19 protein-coding genes are annotated in these 22,384 nt (G+C 33.3%); 13 read left to right on the top strand and 6 right to left on the bottom strand.

Going from position 1 to position 22,384, the window contains the following annotated elements:
- Positions 1–34 precede the first annotated feature (34 nt).
- Positions 35–1,891 (top strand): glycoside hydrolase family 32 protein, encoded by a 1,857-nt coding sequence (locus tag F9279_RS18985; RefSeq protein ID WP_226793702.1) that lies wholly within the window; start codon positions 35–37, stop codon positions 1,889–1,891.
- 88 nt (positions 1,892–1,979) lie between these two features.
- Here F9279_RS18985 and F9279_RS18980 read toward each other — a convergent pair whose 3' ends face one another.
- Positions 1,980–2,891 carry a LysR family transcriptional regulator gene (locus tag F9279_RS18980; RefSeq protein ID WP_152115870.1) on the bottom strand — a complete coding sequence of 304 codons (912 nt, stop codon included), beginning with the start codon at positions 2,889–2,891 and terminating at the stop codon, positions 1,980–1,982.
- 143 nt (positions 2,892–3,034) lie between these two features.
- On the opposite strand from F9279_RS18980, the gene gdhA reads away from it, so the two are divergent.
- The 3 genes from gdhA to F9279_RS18965 all read left to right on the top strand — a co-directional run bounded on the left by gdhA (position 3,035) and on the right by F9279_RS18965 (position 7,174).
- Positions 3,035–4,417: an NADP-specific glutamate dehydrogenase gene (gene gdhA / locus F9279_RS18975; RefSeq protein ID WP_152115869.1), complete on the top strand. Its 1,383-nt coding sequence runs from the start codon at positions 3,035–3,037 to the stop codon at positions 4,415–4,417.
- Positions 4,418–4,688: 271 nt separating this feature from the next.
- Entirely contained in the window at positions 4,689–6,344 is a 1,656-nt protein-coding gene (locus F9279_RS18970; RefSeq protein ID WP_226793699.1) for a PTS transporter subunit IIBC, read from the top strand.
- Positions 6,341–7,174, top strand: coding sequence for an endonuclease/exonuclease/phosphatase family protein (locus F9279_RS18965; RefSeq protein WP_152115868.1), 834 nt, complete (start codon positions 6,341–6,343; stop codon positions 7,172–7,174). Before F9279_RS18970 ends, F9279_RS18965 begins: the two co-directional genes overlap by 4 nt.
- Before the next feature lie 270 nt (positions 7,175–7,444).
- On the opposite strand, the gene F9279_RS18960 is transcribed toward F9279_RS18965, so the two are convergent.
- A complete protein-coding gene (locus tag F9279_RS18960; protein ID WP_152115867.1) occupies positions 7,445–8,197 on the bottom strand; it encodes an NERD domain-containing protein in 753 nt (250 codons plus the stop codon).
- Positions 8,198–8,873: 676 nt separating this feature from the next.
- On the opposite strand from F9279_RS18960, the gene F9279_RS18955 reads away from it, so the two are divergent.
- The gene (locus tag F9279_RS18955; RefSeq protein ID WP_152115866.1) at positions 8,874–11,765 is read left to right on the top strand and encodes a DUF3427 domain-containing protein; all 2,892 of its coding nucleotides are present in this window, start codon (positions 8,874–8,876) and stop codon (positions 11,763–11,765) included.
- Between the two features lie 186 nt (positions 11,766–11,951).
- On the opposite strand, the gene F9279_RS18950 is transcribed toward F9279_RS18955, so the two are convergent.
- On the bottom strand, positions 11,952–12,347 hold the full coding sequence (locus F9279_RS18950) for a (deoxy)nucleoside triphosphate pyrophosphohydrolase (protein WP_152115865.1): 396 nt from the start codon (positions 12,345–12,347) through the stop codon (positions 11,952–11,954).
- A gap of 383 nt (positions 12,348–12,730) precedes the next feature.
- Between F9279_RS18950 and F9279_RS18945 the strand changes: the two genes are divergently transcribed.
- From F9279_RS18945 to F9279_RS18930, 4 genes are all read left to right on the top strand, one after another.
- Positions 12,731–13,261, top strand: coding sequence for a DUF6241 domain-containing protein (locus F9279_RS18945; protein WP_152115864.1), 531 nt, complete (start codon positions 12,731–12,733; stop codon positions 13,259–13,261).
- 156 nt (positions 13,262–13,417) lie between these two features.
- Positions 13,418–14,308 carry a fructose bisphosphate aldolase gene (locus tag F9279_RS18940; RefSeq protein WP_152115863.1) on the top strand — a complete coding sequence of 297 codons (891 nt, stop codon included), beginning with the start codon at positions 13,418–13,420 and terminating at the stop codon, positions 14,306–14,308.
- Positions 14,309–14,450: 142 nt separating this feature from the next.
- Complete coding sequence (locus tag F9279_RS18935; protein WP_152115862.1) at positions 14,451–14,849, top strand: hypothetical protein; 399 nt, start codon at positions 14,451–14,453, stop codon at positions 14,847–14,849.
- 374 nt (positions 14,850–15,223) lie between these two features.
- Positions 15,224–15,475: a hypothetical protein gene (locus tag F9279_RS18930; RefSeq protein ID WP_152115861.1), complete on the top strand. Its 252-nt coding sequence runs from the start codon at positions 15,224–15,226 to the stop codon at positions 15,473–15,475.
- 27 nt (positions 15,476–15,502) lie between these two features.
- Here the strand turns inward: F9279_RS18930 and F9279_RS18925 are convergent, their stop codons facing one another.
- Together F9279_RS18925 and F9279_RS18920 are read right to left on the bottom strand one after the other, a co-directional pair.
- Entirely contained in the window at positions 15,503–15,991 is a 489-nt protein-coding gene (locus tag F9279_RS18925) for a GNAT family N-acetyltransferase (protein WP_152115860.1), read from the bottom strand.
- Positions 15,992–16,016: 25 nt separating this feature from the next.
- Complete coding sequence (locus F9279_RS18920) at positions 16,017–17,420, bottom strand: right-handed parallel beta-helix repeat-containing protein (protein WP_152115859.1); 1,404 nt, start codon at positions 17,418–17,420, stop codon at positions 16,017–16,019.
- 344 nt (positions 17,421–17,764) lie between these two features.
- Here F9279_RS18920 and F9279_RS18915 point away from each other — a divergent pair, with 344 nt between their 5' ends.
- The gene (locus tag F9279_RS18915; protein WP_152115905.1) at positions 17,765–18,319 is read left to right on the top strand and encodes a cell wall hydrolase; all 555 of its coding nucleotides are present in this window, start codon (positions 17,765–17,767) and stop codon (positions 18,317–18,319) included.
- Between the two features lie 91 nt (positions 18,320–18,410).
- Complete coding sequence (locus tag F9279_RS18910) at positions 18,411–19,175, top strand: serine/threonine protein kinase (protein WP_152115858.1); 765 nt, start codon at positions 18,411–18,413, stop codon at positions 19,173–19,175.
- 54 nt (positions 19,176–19,229) lie between these two features.
- Here the strand turns inward: F9279_RS18910 and F9279_RS18905 are convergent, their stop codons facing one another.
- Complete coding sequence (locus F9279_RS18905) at positions 19,230–19,433, bottom strand: hypothetical protein (RefSeq protein ID WP_152115857.1); 204 nt, start codon at positions 19,431–19,433, stop codon at positions 19,230–19,232.
- Between the two features lie 396 nt (positions 19,434–19,829).
- Between F9279_RS18905 and F9279_RS18900 the strand changes: the two genes are divergently transcribed.
- On the top strand, positions 19,830–20,609 hold the full coding sequence (locus F9279_RS18900) for a Cof-type HAD-IIB family hydrolase (protein ID WP_152115856.1): 780 nt from the start codon (positions 19,830–19,832) through the stop codon (positions 20,607–20,609).
- A 253-nt stretch (positions 20,610–20,862) separates the two neighbouring features.
- The gene (gene rlmD, locus F9279_RS18895; RefSeq protein ID WP_413463230.1) at positions 20,863–22,236 is read left to right on the top strand and encodes a 23S rRNA (uracil(1939)-C(5))-methyltransferase RlmD; all 1,374 of its coding nucleotides are present in this window, start codon (positions 20,863–20,865) and stop codon (positions 22,234–22,236) included.
- Positions 22,237–22,384: the final 148 nt, after the last annotated feature.

Here is a 22,384-nt window from a genome sequence, read left to right as displayed (position 1 = left end):
GGTGTGAGAAATCAAGTTAGGAGGAGAATATAGCTTGGCTCTTAAAAGAATCTTAATAGTTGTTTTATTTGCCATATTGTTCTTAACTGGATGTAGTATCATACAAATGGGGAAGGATGGTGAAATTTTGGACTCATTACGACCAGATAATATGGAAGCTGCCACTTCAAACTATTACACAGAGTTGTATCGTCCTCAGTATCATTTCTCAACACCTACAGGAAATTTAGCGGACCCAAATGGACTAATCTATTTTGAGGGAGAATATCATTTATTCCATCAAAAAAATGGAAATTGGGCACATGCAGTAAGTAAGGATTTACTGCACTGGGAGCATTTACCGGTTGCGTTAGAACATGATTATTTAGGGCAAGCGTTATCTGGAAGTGCTGTTGTTGATTGGAATGATTCAACAGGATTTTTTGATGGGAAAGCGGGTTTAGTTGCCATCTATACAAATACAGAGGGTGGCGAATCTCAAAGTATTGCTTATAGCACAGATAACGGAAGAACGTGGAAAAGATATGAAGGTAATCCAGTTATTGCGAACCCAGGAATAAAGGATTTCCGTGACCCAAAGGTATTTTGGCATGAAAATACAAATAAATGGGTAATGGTTGTTTCTACCGATCAAAGTGTGGCTTTTTATAATTCTGATAATTTAATTGACTGGGAGTTTCAAAGTCAATTTGGGGATATGGAAGGATCACATGTAGCTGTATGGGAATGTCCAGATCTATTCGAATTACCGGTGGATGGCGATTTAAATAATCGTAAATGGCTACTCCATGTCAGTGTTGGAGATAACGAAGTAACAAATGGTTCAACAGCACAATATTTTATTGGAGAATTTGACGGAACACAGTTTATAAATGATAATTCTCCAGAAACCATTTTGACAACAGATTATGGCCAAGACTTTTATGCTGCACAATCCTTTTCAGACATCCCGAAAAAGGATGGTCGAAGAATATGGTTAGGTTGGATGGCAAATTGGAGATACCCTTACCAATCTCCAACTGACCCATGGAAGGGTTCTATATCTATTCCTCGTCAATTATCTCTAAAGACAGTCGAAGATGGAAATATTAAATTATTTCAGGAACCGATAAGTGAATTGGAAAGTTTACGTGTTGATCATATTTCTGTGAATTCAATGGTAGTCGAAGGCGAACAACCTATTGATGATTTTACTGGTGTGAATTATGAATTTGAGGCTGTACTCGAGTGGGATGATGTGGAGGAATTCGGAATTAGAGTTCGTCAATCGGATAAGGAGAATACTGTTATAGGATTTGATACCAAGAGTCATCAATTATTTCTTGATAGGTCTAATGCGGGGCTAACAACTTTGCTCGATCGCAATGGTAACTCATTCCAGTTTGGGAATCGTCATTCAACGACCTTTACTCCTGAAACAAAGCGAATAAAAATTAGAGGCTTTATTGACGAATCCTCTGTTGAAGTGTTTATAAATGATGGTGAATATGCCTTTACTAACCTAATTTATTCTCAACCTACGAGTAATGGCATTGAGCTATACACTAAAGGTGGAAAAGTAAAGGTTGTTTCATTAGATATCTATCATTTATTTTCAACATCGCGTGAACGCCCTAAGAAAAATGAGGTCGAGCGCATTGTTGTGAGTTCGGAATATATAACGCTAATAGTAGGGGAGAGCGAAACCATTGATGCTCATTTAAAGCCTGATTGGATTACAGTTGATGCACCATTTACATGGGAGTTAGAAGAACAAGATTTAATAAATATGACTAAAATGGATAATAATAGTATTTCTATTCAAGCAATAAAATCAGGAGTCACCAATATGTTGGTTAAGCATTCTCAGACAGAGATTACTAAGGAACTAAAGATAAGAATAACAAAATAGGTTAAAGGATTATAAGTAAAGAATTTAGTGACAGCTACTATATTCTTTACTTATAAATGCAAAGAAGGAAAAGCATCTTTACGCTTCCTTACTTCCGAAACTCATTTAATCTTTCATACGTTTCTAGGAGAAAATCATAAAATAATGATTCTGTTGGAAGCAGTTGACGATGGGTTGGATAGATTACACCTACTGTTCGAGTGAGATTGGCATCAGAAAGGGGAATGACGCACGTTGAACGTGGTGTGTTATCGACTAGCGTCATCTCAGGCATCAAGGCTACTCCTAATCCAGCTGATACTAATCCTTTAAGTGCATCAATATCTTTTCCTTCAAATGCAATCTGTGGAGAAAAACCTAATTCCTGACAAGCTTGCACAACTTGCTCTCGAAATACAAAGCCTTCAGGCAGCACACAGAAGGGATCTTCCTTTAGGTCTCGTAAACGAATTGTTTCTTGATTACTTAATGGATGGTGAAGTGGGAGAAGTGCAACAATATTTTCAGTAAATAATGTAGAACCTTCAATTTTATGTTCTTTTTCTCGATTTGGCATTGGAGCAATCATGGCCAAATTAAATGTACCATTAATAACACCATCAATAAGGTCGTGATAAAGGGCATTGCTCATATGAAATTTAGCTTCTGGGTATCTGGTGCGAAAAGAATAAATGATAGAAGGCAAAGTATGAGCAGCCATACTGATTGGAAAGGCAATTCTTACTGTTCCTTTTTCAGGATCTAATGATTCTTCCACTTCTCTTTTCGCATCCTCCATCATACTCCACACTTGTTTCATACGTTCAAAAAACACTTTACCTAAGGGGGTTAATCTTACACTTCTCCCTTCCCTTATAAAAAGTTCCACTCCTAATTCTGTTTCTAAATTAACAATCTGTCGACTAACTGATGATTGTGCTACATGCAAAACATCTGCTGCTTCCGTGATATGTTCTCTTTTTGCTGCCTCCAAAAAATATTGAATTTGCCTCATTTCCATTGCTGATTCTCCCTATTGATGCGAAATTCGCATGAATTTGTTTCGAAATTAGTATTGTACCTATTAATTATAAAATTATAAAATAAAAACAAATTTAAGAAAAGAGAATTTTCTAACATTAATTGATATAGGGGCTGAAGAGAATGAAAGTGCTGGAGAAGAAAGAAGAGATTTACACACAAACCGTGGAAGATTACATGAAACATCTATTTAATAGTGTACAAGAGCGTAATCCACACGAAGGAGAGTTCCAGCAGGCGGTTAAAGAGGTTCTTGATTCTTTAGTTCCTGTACTCGAAAAAAATCCGAAATATATCAAACATGGTGTTTTAGAAAGATTATTGGAACCAGAGCGAATGATTAGCTTTAGAGTTCCTTGGGTAGATGATTCGGGGAAAATACAAGTAAACCGTGGTTATCGTGTTCAATTTAACAGTGCTATTGGACCTTATAAGGGTGGTTTAAGATTTCACGCTTCTGTTAATGCGAGTATTATTAAATTCCTTGGTTTTGAGCAGATTTTTAAGAACTCCTTAACTGGCCAGCCAATAGGTGGAGGTAAAGGTGGATCTGATTTTGATCCTAAGGGTAAATCTGATTTAGAAATTATGCGTTTTTGCCAGAGCTTCATGACAGAATTAAGCAAACATATTGGTCCTGATATCGATGTACCTGCTGGAGATATCGGAGTAGGTGCAAGAGAAATAGGTTATATGTTTGGCCAATACAAACGATTAAAAGGGGCATACGAAGCAGGTGTATTAACGGGGAAAGGAATCGGATATGGTGGAAGCTTAGGCCGTAAAGAAGCAACTGGATACGGATTAGTATACTTTGTTGAAGAAATGCTTATTGCTCAAGGATTAAGTTTTAAAAACAGCACAGTTGTCGTTTCTGGGTCAGGTAATGTATCTATTTATGCAATGGAAAAAGCGATGCAATTAGGAGCAAAAGTAGTTGCATGTAGTGATTCTAATGGTTATATATATGACCCAAATGGAATCAATCTAGATACGGTGAAACGCTTAAAAGAAGAGGATAATAAGAGAATTTATGAATATGTAAAAGCACATCCAGGTGCCTCTTACGAAGAAGGCTATACTGGTATTTGGGGAATTCCTTGTGATATAGCTTTACCATGTGCAACACAAAATGAGTTGAATAAGGAATCTGCAGAAAAGTTAATTTCCAATGGAACAAAAGCAGTAGGAGAAGGAGCAAATATGCCTTCAACTTTAGAAGCAGTTGACGCTTTTCTTGAGCATAATGTATTATTTGCGCCTGCAAAAGCAGCTAATGCAGGAGGAGTTGCAGTTTCTGCTTTAGAAATGGCGCAAAATAGTGCTAGAGTTGCTTGGACAGAAGATGAGGTAGATAGAAAGCTGCAAGACATTATGAAAGATATATATATTAAAAGTATGAAGGCTTCAGAAGAATATGCTACTAAAGGCAATATAGTTGTAGGTGCTAATATTGCTGGGTTTGTCAAGGTTGCAGACGCGATGATTGAGCAGGGGATTATATAAAGAATACAGTTCTAGAATAGTAGGCTAGAGATATAACATATTCTTTCTTAAAGGCACGAGTTTGAAGCATTCTCTCGTGCCTTTTTATTATGTATTCTCCTTATTAATTATGCAGTATTTAATAGTAAATACTAATATAATGCAATCGTTTGCGTAAATAACGATAAAAATTATAGAGAATGTAATAAAACGCTTGCAAAAACATTGATATATCACTATAATCAAAGTTGAATTTAGTGCAAACGATTGAATTGAAATTGGAGGTAAAATAATGAAAAAGATGTTCTCATTTGAATTTTGGCAAAAATTCGGAAAAGCGCTTATGGTTGTGGTAGCTGTAATGCCTGCGGCTGGTATTATGATTAGCATAGGAAAGCTAATAGCTATGATTGATGCTTCTATGTTTATCACGATTGGAAGCGTTGTAGAAAATATCGGTTGGGGAATTATTGGTAACTTACATATACTATTTGCATTAGCTATTGGTGGATCTTGGGCAAAGGAAAAAGCAGGGGGTGCATTTGCAGCTGGTATTGCTTTTTTACTCATTAATAGAATAACAGGATCCATTTTTGGTGTTACAAACGAGATGCTTTCACAGGAAGGAGCATTTACTCACACATTATTTGGAACGAAGATATTGGTAGATGGATATTTTACTAGTGTTATGGAAGCACCTGCACTTAATATGGGGGTATTTGTTGGAATCATTTCTGGTTTTGTTGGAGCTATTGTTTATAATAAGTACTATAATTTTAGAAAGTTACCTGATGCATTATCTTTCTTTAATGGAAAGAGATTTGTGCCTTTTGTTGTGATTGTATGGTCTACTATTGTTGCTTTACTATTAGCTGTAATCTGGCCAACTATTCAAACTGGAATTAACCAATTCGGATTATGGATTGCGACCTCGAGTGAAAGCGCTCCAGTACTTGCTCCATTTATCTATGGTATGGCTGAGCGTCTTCTTATTCCATTCGGTTTACATCATATGTTAACGATTCCAATTAACTATACGTCATTAGGTGGAACGTATACTATTATGTCAGGTGTAATGGCTGGAAAAGAAGTATTTGGTCAAGATCCGCTATGGTTAGCATGGGCAAGTGATTTAGTTAATTTACAAAATGCTGGTGATTCTACTGCCTATAATCAGTTGCTTTCAACTGTTACGCCAGCACGTTTTAAAGTTGGACAAATGATTGGTGCAACCGCAATCCTTTTAGCAGTAGCTTTAGCAATATACCGCAATGTGGATAGTGATAAGAAAACAAAGTATAAATCAATGATTTTCTCAGCAGCTGTTGCTGTATTTTTAACTGGTGTTACAGAGCCTTTAGAATTTATGTTTATGTTTGCAGCACCACCACTTTACTTTGTTTATTCTATCTTACAAGGATTAGCATTTGCATCAGCTGATATTATCCATTTACGATTACATTCCTTTGGTAATTTAGAGTTATTGACACGTTTACCAATCTCTTTCAAAGCAGGACTTGGTGGAGATGTATTAAATTTTGTGATTGTGTGTGTTATTTTCTTTGTGCTCACTTATTTCATCGCAAATTTCATGATCAAGAAATTTAATTTTGCTACACCAGGACGTAATGGCAATTATGAAAATGACGCAGATACTTCTTTAGCAGAAACAGCAGTAGGAAAAGAAAATGCGGCAACTATAAATAGTCAAGTTTTAGAGATTGTAGAATTATTAGGTGGTAAAACAAATATCTTGGATGTTGACGCATGTATGACTCGTTTACGTGTTTCTGTAAAGGAAATAGATAAAGTTGGTAATGAATCATCATGGAAATCTGCAGGAGCAATGGGGTTAATTAAGAAAGATGGAGGAGTTCAAGCTATCTATGGTCCAAAAGCAGATATTTTGAAATCTGATATAAATGATTATTTGGAGCAAAACGAATGAAATTATTAACGTTAAACACCCATAGTTGGATGGAAGAGAATCCATTAGAGAAGCTTTCAGCAATTCATGACCAATTACTTGCTGAGGAATATGATGTTATTTCCTTGCAAGAAGTAAATCAATCCATGAATGCTAAGAAAGCGTATGTAGATTCATTCTACATTTCAGCAAGCCAAGATATTGTAATTAAAGAAGATAACTTTGCATTTCTTCTTCAACAAGAGTTGAAGCAAAATGGATTAGAGTATTATTGGAGCTGGGTTCCAAATCATATTGGTTATGACAAGTATGATGAAGGAATTGCCATTCTAACTAAATCTAAAATAAAACAAGCAAGAGGAATATTGCTTTCACGCTCAGATGATTATAGCGATTATCGTACAAGAAAAGCACTAGAAGTTACTATTCAAGCAAATGGTGAAAATTATTATGTTTATGGCTTGCATTTCTCTTGGTGGCAGGATGAGATAGAAAGTTATCCATTTCTCTATCAATGGGAGAAACTCGTTAAAGCATGGGAACCCTATAAAGAAGAGAATGTATTGTTAATGGGAGATTTTAATAATCCAGCCCATATTAAGAAAGAAGGATATACGGTCATTTCAGAACATACATCTATTAAAGATGCTTATTTGGATGCCACTAATAAAAACGGGGAATATACGGTTGTCAAAAAAATAGATGGCTGGGAAAATAATAACGATTTGCTAAGAATTGATTATATTTTTGTCTCTAGTCATCTATCTGTTCAATCTTATGAAACTATTTTTGATGGGAGAGTAACTCCGATTGTTTCGGATCATTTTGGGGTTGGGGTTGAGATGAAGTAATTAAAACAGATCTGCAGCTTGAAAAAAGTTGTGGGTCTTTTTTATGTTTTAGAGAACCCACACTATACTGGGGGCCAGAGAACTTATAGCATGTTATAAAAAAACTCTCTTCAATTTTGGATAAGATGCTTTTTTAATCACTTTATCTCACTATAGAAGGAGGTGCTATCTGAAGGACATGAATAGGTCAAACACACATAACTAAGAGATGTTAGAGCTTTTAGTTTGTGTCAAAGTACAGAAAGTAGAATATTGATACTATAAGTTATATTAACGAGTATACCGACACTTTGGAAATCCGCTACACCCAATAAAAGACCCGTTTTTCCTTTTCCTTTCAACTAAAGAACTGCCACATCGTGGACAAATATTTTGTTTGATCTTTTGCGAATCTAACTTTCTATCTTCTCTAATCTGTATTATATGTTGTTTGGAAATCTGTTTTTTGAGTTTCTTATCTGTAATGGCATATTTGGTAATCTTCTCTATCATACTTTTTAAGGGTATAGCTTCATAAAAAATGTTTGAATTTAATTCCTTTATAGTTGATAGTAGTTGTTTATTGTTAATAACAGATGCATTTTCAAAGGTAGATTTAAGTGTTGCTTTGTCACTAAAAACGATGATGGAGTAAATAGGAAATTCATTTGGTAGATCTTCTTGCAGAAGCTCTTTTAAAGCTCGGATATGCCCATAATTCTGCCAAATAGGATTATGAAATCTTTCTTTTCTTTTATAGATACTCTGTGTCCAATACTGACTTTGCTCATGGCCAAAAATCCAGCCTTGATAGTTCTTCGTTTCAATGACAAATAATCCATTGTTAGTAAGGACAACATGATCAATTTGAGAAGTTCCTTTCTTTTTATTAGGAACATAAAGATCATTCCAAATTCTATATGTATCAGAAGGAAGATTCGATAAAATTCCATTAACCTTTTTTTCACCTATTGCTCCTTTTACCTTAGGATAGGAACGTTTTAGAATAACGATGACTACTAATAGTACTAAAATTGCAACCATAATACTCTCTCCAATCTATTGATATAGTTATATTGTACCAATAAAAAGGATATTAATGGGTATAAATTGGTAGGGATATTTTAAACTTTTAATATCCTTTATTTATTAAATGGTAGGAAGGTAAAAGTGAATTTTAAGTCAAGCCACCAATGATCATTTTAGAACAAGGGAAGAGAATGAAGTATGTCCCTTATCAAGTATTCTTTAGTTATGATTAGCTGTGGTTGCAAGTGTACTCATACAACTTCTAATATATAATTTCTATGAGATTGGTTATGCAAATGTAGTATAAGCAATTAAGGAAAAAGAGTTAATCATAATATAAATAGTACTAATTTATAAAAAAACAAAACTAGTATAAAACTGTAGAAAAATGTAAAATTATGTAGAGTGTTTTCTAGCTATACTACACAATTAATTAATAATAGACTTAAAGATAGCTACAAGGGATGGTGATAAATGATAGTCTAAAACGTAAAAGTAAAATTCATAAACCAGGTATTTAATAGGAGCTAGTGGATATTCTTTGTTTAAATTACATTAATTGATTTGTAAGAGAAATGTATGGGAAGAGAAAATAGAGGATATGACAATACAAGAATTTTCTTTAGTTCTATATGGGCTATAAGAGAAAAATGAAAAAATTTACAATTTGAATGAAATGATGTGAATTTAAATGGAACAACAGCAACTAATTCGACAAATAGAAAATTCCATTTACAAGGGATTTATTGACCAAACTAAACCAGTCTCGGCACAATTTAAGCCAAAACTATTAACAAATAAGTATCACGAAACAGTGTTATCTACCTTACTTCAAGAATTGAAAACATGTAAAACCTTTAGTTTTTCAGTAGCTTTTATTACTGAGGGTGGTTTAGCGACTTTAAAAACAATGCTTTTTGATTTAAAACTAAAAGGGGTAAAAGGACGTATTTTAACTTCAACATTTTTGAATTTTAATCAGCCAAATATGTTTGTTGAGCTTCTTAAGCTTGAAAACGTGGAAGTACGTTTAACTAGTGAAAAAGGTTTCCACTCAAAAGGTTATATCTTTGAACATCAAGAGTACTACTCTTTAATTGTAGGTAGTTCTAATTTAACAGACAGTGCATTAAAAGCAAATTACGAATGGAATATATTTCTAACATCTTTAGAAAGTGGAGAAATCATTAATCATTTTAAAAATCAATTTGAAGAAGCATGGCAAGAAGCATACATATTAAATGAAGAATGGATTTCTAATTATAAAAAAGTTTATGAATTACAACCTTTTATTAAGAAGGGTACTTCTAATACACTAGAGTTAAATACTCAATATTTATCAAATGCACTCGCTGATAGTTTAGCGATTAAGCCAAACAAAATGCAATCAACCGCACTTGAACAATTAAGGTCACTTCGTGCAACTGGAGCTCAAAAAGGATTAATTATCTCTGCAACAGGAACTGGTAAAACGTATTTATCAGCTTTTGATGTAAGAAACTTTTCTCCTGGTAAATTACTATTTATTGTACATAGAGAGCAAATTTTAAAGAAGGCAATGCAAGATTATCGAAAGATTCTCGGTGGACATGAAGATGATTTTGGTATTCTCTCTGGTAACTCTAAAGACTTTCATGCCAAATATTTGTTTGCAACTATCCAAACAATTTCAAAAGAAGGGTACTTACAACAATTTACCAAAGATCATTTTGATTATGTGTTAATAGATGAAGTACATAAAGCAGGATCTGAATCCTATTTGAAAATTATAAAATATTTTGATCCACAGTTTTTACTTGGTATGACAGCGACTCCTGAGCGTACAGACGGATTTAATATTTATGAGTTATTTGATTACAACATTGCATATGAGATTCGGCTACAAGCAGCACTTGAAGAGGATATGCTCTGTCCCTTTCATTATTTTGGTGTATTAGATTATGTAAAAGATGGGGAAACAATTGATGATGCCACAGAGCTCCGAAGATTAGTTTCTAATGAACGAGTTAAACATATTATTGAGAAAATTAATTATTATGGATATTCAGGTGATCGTGTAAAAGGCTTAATATTTTGTAGTTCAAAAGCTGAGGTTAGTGAACTGTCAACTATGTTAAACCTTGAGGGGTTAAAAACTATTGGTTTAACGGGTGACAGTCCACAGGAAGAACGTGAAGAAGCGATATTAAAATTGAGTAGTGGAGAACTTGAATATATATTAACAGTTGATATTTTTAATGAAGGCATTGATATCCCGTTCTTAAATCAAATTGTAATGCTTCGACAAACACAATCGAGTATTATTTTTATACAACAGCTCGGTCGAGGTTTACGTAAACATAATTCAAAAGAATATGTCTCTATTATTGATTTTATCGGTAACTATAAAAATAACTACATGATTCCAATTGCACTTTCAGGGGATCAAACAATGAACAAAGACAACGTTCGACGAAGAACTGTGAATACTAACTATATACAGGGCATTTCAACAGTGAATTTTGAGGAAATCGCTAAGAAACAAATTTTTAATGCAATAAATAATACAAACTTATCGACTTTAAAAATTTTACGAGATGCTTATATAGAAATGAAGAATCGTTTAGGAAATATCCCTAATCTTTTTAATTTCATTGAACAAAACTCTATTGATCCTGAGGTGATTATAGGTTATTCCGATAACTATTATAATTTCTTATTGAAGATGAAAGAGTCAGTACCTTCTCTTACTGAGTATGAACAATCAATTATAAATATGTTTTCAAAAGAGTTTATTAATGGAAAAAGAATACACGAAATACTATTAATAAAGATATTGCTTGCTAATGAATCTATTTCTAAAAATGATTATATTAATGAACTTGAAAAAGTTGGTACATATATAGATGATGCAACTATTCAATCGATTGAGAATATGTTCTCATTAAAGTTCCATGTCCAAAGCGATGTGAAAAAATATAAGTTTAAACCAATTATTGAGTTGATTAATGGTCATTACCAATTTAATATGGAAATCCAAGAAAGTTTGAGAGATTCATATTTTAAAGGGTTTATTGAGGATATAATTAGGTGTGCATTTTCTAAAAATGAAAAATACGATAAATCTAAAGCCATGACGTTATTTAAAAAGTATTCCCGTAGAGATGTTTGTCGTTTATTAAACTGGCCACATGATGATTCATCAACTATTTATGGTTATCGTGCAAAACATAATACATGTCCAATCTTTGTTACATACCATAAAAAGGATGAGGTTGAAACAAGTCAAGCGTACGGAGATGAATTTTTAGCACCTGATTTATTTAGATGGTTCACTCGTAATCGTTTAACCCTTGAGTCTAAAGAAGTAAAGAATATATTATCATATAAAGAATCAGGGATGAAAATTCATTTATTTACTAAAAAAGATGATGGAGAAGGTACTGATTTTTATTACTTGGGTGAAGTGGATATTGATGAAGAGAGTGTGAAGAATGAAACAATGTCTGATGGAAAAGGGAGTTATTTATCTGTAGTTACGATGAATTTAGTTTTAGAGCACCCTGTTCAGTATGATATTTATCACTATTTAGTAGAAGAGTAAAAATTAACTTTAGGTAATCTATTATATAAAAATAATTAAGAGTAAAATTTGTAAAATCAAAATGTATATAAGTGGTAATAATACTATCGATTACTTCTAGTTCATTCATCTTATTCTTAGTATTTATTTTTACTAAGTACCTAGTCTAATAATCCATTACTAATAAATTAATGGATTATTAGACATTTATTTTTCATTTATCAATATATTCACTGCTGGAACATCGGCTGGTGCCCAATTTAATGAATCTAAATTTTCTCTCTTTAACCATATTAATTTAGAATGTTCACTAGCTGTTGGTGTTTGACTAACTATTATAGATTTAATACATATTAATGTGATGATAAAGGTTTCGTATTCATGAGTATACTCATGAAAAAGGCTTTCAGCTTTTATTTCGCAGCCTAATTCTTCCTTAATTTCTCTCTCTAAAGCAGTATATATATCTTCTCCTTTTTCCACTTTTCCACCTGGGAATTCCCACTTATTTGGGATCGACATTTGTGGTGATCTAAGAGCACATAATATTTCATTTTCCTCATTTTCAATAATTGCAGCTACTACCATTACTGTTTTTTTCAATTGTAAAATTCCTCCTGTTGATCAATTAGATAAGTTATAATTATCATAGCATTTTTAAAGTGGATGACGGAAGTAATTTAACTAAAGATAATTTGTAGTGGATTCTTATTCACAATTATAAAACCTTCTAGATAAAACAAAAAGAGGGAAAATGAAAGGGGAAATCGAATAGTAGTATAATATAGAATTTATATAAAAACAATATACTATCATATGATTATATAATCTCCGAACTAGCATTTACATCAGTACTTATGCTATAAATAGTAAGAAGGTGGGGAAACAAATGAAAGTAAATTATACAGAGAGAATACTAAAGAATGTTATTAACAGGAAGAAAAATCATAATGAATTATCAGGTCATACATATACGGTAGGTTACGATGAAAATTAAATTTATTAGTATTACATTGGCTATGCTTATTATTGGAGCTGGCATATACTTTACTAGTAATGCAGCTAAGAATGTTACGGGTACTTCTAGTGAGGAAGAATCTCCTAATCCTACTAGTGAGAATAGAATAGAAGGAGAGGGAAAGAAAGAAGAGGTTGCTACTGAATCAGCAACAGAAACTGCTGAAGATTTAGCTTTAGAATACCCTAGTGACATGTCAGAGTTAGATGTACAAGATGTCATTCATAAAATGAGTCATACAAAAGTACATGCAGAGGAAAAATGGGGCTATATTGTACCAACTCAAGAGAAAATTGATCGGATTCTTGCAGTTGTGAAAGAGAATAGTGCTGAATATGATGAGAGTGACTTATACATAAGTATTTTAGAAAGATGGTCTGCAGGAGATTTCAGTAACGCGGTGGAAGATCATAATGACATTTGGAATCTTCAGGATGGAACAATTGGTGAGGCTACTAGATTGTTGTCAGCTAAAGAAGAGGAAGAGTATACAAAATAATTTTTAAAAGTATAGTAGAACAAAGGACGAACCTTTCAAGATTTATATATCTTGAAAGGTTCGTCCTTTGTTAAAGTAGATAAATGTTTTAACTTCCTATTAAAAGTAAATACTCCATATAAGAAGACATAAATCTCTTTTAAAGGAGTGGACTACATGCAAGATTTATTAAGTGTCATGAGAAATAGAAAAGGATTCATTGCTGCGCTAGATCAAAGTGGTGGTAGTACACCGAAAGCATTGTTAAATTATGGGGTAACAGAGGATGCCTACTCAACAGAGGAGGAAATGTTTGATCTTGTACACCAAATGCGTACAAGAATTATCACTGCACCTGCCTTCGATTCTCAATATATTCTTGGAGCTATTTTATTTGAGCAAACAATGGATAGCAAAATAGAAGGAATGTATACGTCGGATTATCTATTGGAGGAGAAGGGGATTTTACCTTTCTTGAAAATTGATAAGGGGTTAGCGGAGCTTTCTAACGGAGTGCAGTTAATGAATCCTATACCAGACTTAGATGCTATACTTCATCGTGCAAGGGAGCGGAATGTTTTTGGAACGAAGATGAGGTCTGTTATTAAAGTGGCAAATCCAGAAAGTATTAAAGAAGTAGTTAAGCAGCAATTTGATATAGGGAAGAAAATTATCGAAGCTGGACTTGTACCTATCATAGAACCGGAAGTAGATATTCAAAGTGCGGATAAAGAACAATCAGAGGTTATCTTAAAAGAAGAATTAATACATCACCTAAATCTATTGACTGAAAAAGAAAATGTGATGCTAAAGTTATCGATTCCTACTGTCGCTAACACATACAAAGAATTAACAGAGCACCCGAGAGTTGTTCGAGTAGTAGCTCTTTCTGGAGGTTATAGCCGAGAAGAAGCAAATCTAAAATTAAAACAAAACGTAGGAGTAATTGCTAGTTTTTCTAGGGCGTTAAGTGAAGACTTGAATGTAAAGCAGTCAGAGGAGGAATTTAATAAAGTATTAAAAAATGCAGTCACATCCATTTATGATGCTTCTATTATGAAAAATTAATACTAAAGATAAGTGGAAGACAGCGAAATGGGACATGATGAAAATTGTCACTTTTTGCTGTCTATTTTCTGTTTTCGTTTGGTTGTATGATGACAACAAAGATAAGGAGAGGTAGAATAGGATATGAATGGAGGTGAATGAAATGGAGAAAATCTTACAACAAATACTTAATCGCTTAGATTCGATGGAAACCAAGATGGATTCGATGGAAGTTAAGATGGATTCAATGGAAACCAAGATGGATTCGATGGAAACCAAGATGGGTTCGATGGAAGTTAAGATGGATTCAATGGAAAACAAAATGGATTCGATGGAAACTAAGATGAATTCAGTGGAAACACGATTAACTGTAGTTGAGGATAATCAAAAGGAATTTAGTATGGAACTAAGTGAAGTTAGAAAAGAAACTGCTTTTTATTACGGTAGTTTAATGAAGAAGCTGGATGAAACGAAAGCGGAGCTAAGTAGCGAAATAACTCAAGTGGTAAATGTGCAAAAACAGCATCAAAGTGTGCTTGAGTACTTAAATGAAAAACAATAAAGAGTATATATTAAAAGTAAAATCCTCTATGATTGCTGCGTATTATACAAATACAAAATAACCACAACATACATTCTCTACAAAACAACCTTTATAAAAGAACAAAAGTTATACCTTTAGAAGAAAGAAGAAAGAAGAAAAGCACATAGTTTTTTTACTACTTCCTTTAGCGAAGCACTTGGAAGGGTAAGAAATTAAAAGGTCTTTAAAAAACAGATGGAATATAGAAAGACAAGTAATTAAATCCGGTTACAACTAATCAAAGTCAAACACAGTAATATAGGCTTTTATTTTGAATCATTCTATAGAAAATCTCTATATTTTTTTTCCTTGTTGTATTATGATGAATTTAATAAGAGGGGTGAAATGTATAGATGGAAGCTTTGTTTTCTTGGGCAATAAATATATTAATTACTGTATATTTAATTATTGATTCAAAAAAATATGGAAAGAGTCCTGTATTATGGGGGATTTTAGGTTTCTTCTTTGGGACTATTGCACTGGGTATCTATCTAATTAGAACAGATAGAAAACTTTTAGGTTGGATTGTTCTTATTGTGTCTACTATTTTCTATATTTTAGTTATTCTGTTTTTTATAGCAGTGCTTTTTCTTGCTTTTTCTTAAAATGTGACTAATTTGGGACTGGGAGTATTAAACTTCCAGTCCCTTGTTCATGTTATACCAAACTACTCCTGCGTGCTGGGAGCTTGCTACTCCTTGGTTTGTGTAGCCGTTTTTTTCGTAAAATGAGATTAGCTCTTTTTTACAGGTAAGGGTAATGCTTAAACGCTGGTGTAGTTTCGATCTTTTTTCCATTTCAGCCAGTAATAAACTTGCTATCCCTAAGTTTTGATAATTGGGATGAACAACAATCCCAAGAATGCATTGATGCCCACCCTTAGGGGGATTTGGTAAGGTTTGTTTGAATAAATCATCGGTAATAAAAGGTTCAGAAATGACAGGACCATTTATATATCCAATAATCATCCCATTTTCCTCTGCAACAATAAATGTATCGGAAATAGTATGAATACGGTGAAGAAACGCATTCTTTGTGGCTGCTTCGTCAGGTGTAAATCCCGTGTTTTCAAGAAAATATAGTTGTTCTAGATCTTCTATTTGTACATTTCTAACTTGCATCTATTAGCCTCCTATTTAGATAGAATTAAAAAGAAACTGGTGAGTCAGAGTTTAGCTGAAAATGGTCGTTCTCAGCATCTTCATATTTTGGATCAATATATTGAGATTTTTTATCACTATTAGAAGCGATCTTGAACTCTTCAAAGTTATCATATTCTTCCTCTTTCCACACCCAAATTCCTTTTTTCTTTTCTTCCTTATGATAAATATTTTGCAGAAGTGTATTATCCTCATTCTTCGTAAAGTAATTGACGATAAACAAACTAGAAGAACTGCTAGTCAGTATATTTTTCTCGATAGTATTATTTTTAGTGTCATACTGAAGTAATAATTGCCCACCATCTAAACCTTTTGTATCGTTTTGATACAGAATGTTTTTAGTTATGATGGAGTTTTTTGTACCCCCGCGCTCTTCATCATATCCTCCAATGGAGATACCAGTGTATACATTTTTATAAACAATATTATGACTTATTGTGATATCCTCTGCATATTGCCCATCATGTTCAGAGGTTGCTTCGATACCTATATCATTGTCATGAACAGTATTTTCTTTAATGGTTATACTCTTACCTCCATCGACATAAATACCACCTGCCGAATATGCGTCCCTGTATGCAGGGTTACCATAAGAAGAGTTATTGTACACCTTATTATTTATTATTTGACCATTTCGTGCATAGTCATGTTTACTTGCTGTACCTTCATAGCCTATTACATCAATTCCAATATTGTCATTGTTACGAACTGTATTTCCTTCTATTGTAAAGTCCTCTACATTTCCGTTAATAACTAATGCTTCGCTCCAGCCGAGTTTTAAATCTTCTACTATATTATTCTGTATTTTTATATCTTGTACACCTTCAGTTCCATATACTGCAAGTCCATGTGCGTTTCCGTCATTATGTAAAGTGCGAATATTTCTGATGGTATTATTTTTTATAGTTATATGACTACTTGAACCAGTAACATATAACCCCATGGTGGTGGCATTCTCTAGTTCCGTTGTTAAATCTTGAAGAATGAGTCCTTTTATGGAGATATAGTTTTTGCTATCTATAGAAACAAGTGCAATATCTTCTTCCTTGTCTTCCATTTTAGCACCACTAATGATGACTTTATCCTGCTTATATGCTTGAAAGACAATTGGATTTTTCTTTGTACCACTATGTAGAATTTCTAATGGTTCTTCATAAGTTCCTTCATGTATGTAAACAGTTGTTCCTGCTACTGCTTCTTTTGCAGCTTTACTCAGTGTTCTAAATGGATGTTCTTCACTTCCATCATTCTCATCGCTTCCAGATAATGAAACATGGATGGTTTGAGGATTTACTTCTTGCACTTCCACCACTTCTTCTTTACTTTTATAGTAAATAGTTGCTCCAATTATGATGAAAAGTAGGAGAATTAATAATAAAACTCTTTTCATGATGTTCACACCTTTTCTTAAAAACTATCTTTATCTTGATGGAAGTGAAATAAATATGCAAGTATATTAGATGGAGTTTGTAATATGAATATTCATTTTTGTAATAATACATCCAGACTAATCCATCTGAGTTTGTTCTTGGTATCTTTTATACTATGGATGAATTTTCCACATTAATAATAAAGCTAAGTCTCTCAGTAGTTTGCTCTACTATTCTTGTAAATGTCATTTTTTGGTCGATGAATGACTATATTACATTTGCTAGTCTAATAGTAGACGAACGACTACTAGGAGGGATTCATTTGAAAAACAAACTAAAGAAACTGATAGTAGCCGCTGGATTAATGGTATCTATTTCAGCTTTTACTTTTACTCATCAAACAGAAGCAGCAACAAACCGCACTATTCAATCAGGTGACACGTATTGGAAGGTAGCAACGGGATTTGGCGTGCCTGTAAGTGATTTGATGAAGGCAAATAAAAGCAAAGCACTTATAACTGGACAAACTATGATTCTACCAAATGCAACAGTAACACCAGCAGAAAAAGATTTACTAGCACGTTTAGTGCGTGCAGAAGCAATAGGTGAACCTTATGCTGGAAAAGTAGCTGTAGCAGTTGTTGTATTAAACCGTGTGAAAAGTAATTTATTCCCTAATACTATTAGTGGAGTTGTAAATGAAAAATCATCTGGATATTATGCCTTTACTCCTGTGCAGAATGGAGAAATAAATAAACCAGCTGATGCAGAATCAAAACGAGCTGTGAATGAAGCAATTGCATTAGGTGGAAGTGGCAATGGTTCCTTATACTTCTATAATCCAAAAACAGCTAAAAGTGAATGGATTACATCAAGAGAAGTAACCCTAACAATCGGTAATCATCGATTTGCTAAATAACTAGTTTGCTAACACCGATTCTTTTGGGTCGGTGTTTTTTGCTGTCTTTATGCTAAAATATATTTATCAATTTGTATAGAGGAGCAAGAAAATGAAATGGAATCATCTTACAAGATGGATCTTTGATACGATACATAAACCTGGTACGATAATAGGCACATATAAAATTATTAAATGTTTAGGAAAAGGTGGATATGGCATAATTTATCTATGTACAGATACAAAAGGTGAAAAATTTGTTTTAAAACAACTTCGCCCAAGTAAAAAAAAGAAAACAAAAGAACAAATTCGCTTTAAGGAAGAAGGAAAACTTCTTATGAGTATAGATTGTCCAGCCATTCCGGGATTTATCCAGGATTTAGACTGGGAAAATCAATATTATTATGTAATGGAATATATAAAAGGAGATAATATTGAAGAAGTATTATTTTTTCAAGACGGGAAGTTTACGGAGAAAGAGACCTTACTACTAATGTGTAAACTTTTGGACATTATGAATTACTTGCATTCTCATCTAATATTTCATACAGATATTCGTCCACCAAATGTTATTTTGAATGAAGAAAAGCTGTATTTAATCGATTTCGGGCTAGCAAAGAAATTATCAGCACAAGAAGTAAAAGAGATCCATAATCGCAAACAAGACGACTTTTTTGATTTTGGACAAATGATATTATTCATGTTGTATTCCCTTTATACAGGTAAAAAGAGTAGGAAGAAGAGCTGGCTTGAGGAATTAACGTTGACTCCCGAGTTAGAATATTTGTTAAAAGGATTATTGGGCATTACGAAAGAGTATGAAAACATTGAAATGATACATAATGATCTACAAGCTGCTATAGAATCAGTAAAATAAAAAAATTCTTGTGCCTAATTTAGGGTACAAGAATTTTTTATTTAGGTTATTATTTTAGCTACTGCTGTATTTACGGCGTTTGTAGTAAGAACTTCCACCGTATGGGTTGTGTTTTCTGCGGTCAGAGCTGCTATAGCTTCTACGGCCACGATGATATCCACGATCACTACTACTATAGCTACGATGTCTTCTATGCCTTCCTCTATCGCTATGACTACGGGACATATTTGTAAGGGATTTAATTATCTTTCTAAACATTTCATTCACCTCTTTTTGGAATAAAATAATACGTATTTATATAGTATATTTTCAATCTTAAGATAAGATTAATTTAATTTTAATAAAAAAAGTTGCTTTTGGGAAATTTTTTGCTTACAAATAAGTTCATTCCCTTAATATAAAATATTTTTTCATAAAGTTCTAAAACAACAATAATAATTCTTCCTTGACCTGATACCCGTTTCATAAATTATAGTATAGATGAAAATCTAAATTAACAATAATTGACCAAAAATTTATACCTAAACACCTCTTACATAATTAAAAGAAAGAAAATTTGTAGCTTGAATTCTTGAACTACCAGTTAGCATGTAGTAGGGTAATGGAAGAATACATAATTTATTCCAATAACAAATTTAGAAAGTAGGTATTACGTTGACTGAAAAAAGCCTAATCTTTTTCGATATTGACGGAACATTGTTAGATCATGATAAAAACTTACCCGCTTCAGCTAAAGAAGCTGTCTTTAAGCTAAAGGAAGCTGGGCATATTGTAGCAATTGCTACAGGGCGTGCTCCATTTATGTATAAGGAATTACGAGAAGAACTGGAAATCGATACATATCTTAGCTATAACGGACAATACATTGTTTTTGAAGGAAAAGTGTTTCATACCAATCCATTGAATTTAGAATCGCTTGAAAAACTAACTGCTGCTGCTCTTCTAAATGATCATCCAATTGTGTATATGGATCATGAAGACATGAAAGCGAATGTTCTAGAGCATGCTTATATTAATGAAAGTATACAAACATTGAAAATTAATCATTTTCCAACACATGACCCGGATTACTACAAAGGTCGAGATTTATATCAATCACTGCTTTTCTGTGCGGAAGGTGAAGAGAAGCAGTATGAAGAGGCATTTGATCATTTCGATTTTGTAAGATGGCATCCTCTTTCTGTAGATGTATTACCAAAAGGTGGTTCAAAGGCAAGAGGTATTCAAAAAGTTATCGAAAAATTAGAATTCCCACTTGATTGTGTTTATGCATTTGGAGATGGATTTAATGACTTGGAAATGTTATCAACAGTTAAAAATAGTGTTGCCATGGGAAATGCGGAGGAAGAAGTAAAAGCCGTTGCAAAGCATGTGACAACTTCTGTAGATGACAATGGAATTGTAAATGGGTTAAGAATGGTAGGATTATTATAATTAATTCAATTATAAACCCCTAGTAAGGATGGAATTTCCCTTTACTAGGGGTTTTAATGATCTATAATTTGGAATGAATGATAGTATAACTTGGTTAAAATGGATAGTATCAATTTTCATCTTCCAAAAATAAATGATTTCATTAAACGCCATTCTCTTATATACTATTTAAGTATGTAAATTTATGAACAACAAATAAACTATATAAATATAGATAAATTTTTTTTACAGGAGGAACAGGCTTTTGACCACAATGCAAAAAGAAACATGGATTGTTGATATAGATAGAGTAGATGAAAAGGGTGCTGGACAAGGAGTTGTCTGGAGAGAGAATGAATTAGGAAATAAAAAGAAATTGAAATTAACTGTTCCACAAACATTGCCAGGAGAAAAGGTTCGTGTAACAGTAGATCAACCTGAGAGACGTAGAAGAAAAGTAATGCCTGATGAGATATTAGAAGCGCATCCAGAAAGAGTAGCTGCACCTTGTATACATTTTGATCGATGTGGTGGTTGTGTATGGCAACATTGGGATTATGAAGGACAATTGAAAGAAAAAACAAAGCATGTGAAGCATGTTATTGGAGAGCAAGGTTTTGATACAAGTCTTGTTCGCGATACAATAGGCATGGACAACCCATGGCGTTACCGTAATAAAATGGAATTTACATTTGCAAAAGATGGTTCACTAGGCTTGCATGAGCAAGGAAACTTCAGAAAAATTATCTCTTTAGAAACATGTTTAATTGCAGGGGAAGAAATGGTAGAAGCAGCAATGGAAATTGCTCAATGGGTAAAAGAATTTGGTCTTGAAGGATATGATAAAGACCTACATGAAGGATTATTACGTCACCTAATGGTAAGACAATCTTTTGCTACTGGAGAAATGATGCTAGCTATTTTTGCAACAAAAGCCCCTATTCAGCCAGCAGTAGATAACCTAATTGCCCGTATTACAGAAAAATTCCCACAAGTAAAAAGCTTAATGTGGCTTGAAAACACGGACTGGGCAGACCGTACACAATCAGAAAAAAGTCATACACTAGCAGGTAGAGATTTCATTTATGATATGATGGATGGCTATAAATTCCGAATTTGGTTTGATACATTCTTCCAAACAAATCCTACTCAAGCGCAAAAATTAGTGGATTTAGCAGTAGAAATGGGCGAGCCTAAAAAAACAGAAAGCATGATTGATTTATTCTGTGGAGTAGGAACCTTCTCTCTTCCTTTTGCAAGCAAGGTAGAAAAACTGGCTGGAATTGAAATTGTCGAGACTTCTATTGAGTCTGCAAAACGAAATGCAAGTGACAATGGCATTGATAACACGATGTTCTTAGCAAAAGATGCAAGAAATGGACTAGCTCAAGTACTAGAAACCTTTGGTAGACCAGAACTATTGCTTCTAGATCCACCGCGCTCAGGAGCAGGTGGGAAAGTAATGAGAAGAATTGGTCGTTCGCAACCAGAAAGAATTGTTTACGTATCATGTAATCCAGATACATTTGCAACGGATATTAAAGAATTAGAGCCGTTTGGTTATACGTTAAAAGTGGTGCAACCAGTTGATTTATTCCCACACACTGTTCATGTGGAATGCTGTGCATTGCTTGTAAGAAATAATTAATCTACTTTAAAAAACGCTTAGTTTATAAAATGTACCCTATAAAGTAGACATTAAAAAAAGTCTACCTGTAGGGTACTTTTTTGTATAATTAAGTAACACAAATAGACAGCTAAAGAATGACAACATGGGATTGGAGAAAGCGATGAGT

The organism is Bacillus sp. B1-b2 (genome assembly GCF_009183415.1).
Taxonomy (GTDB): Bacteria; Bacillota; Bacilli; order Bacillales; family Cytobacillaceae; genus Niallia.
This window is presented reverse-complemented; position numbering and strand designations above follow the sequence as displayed.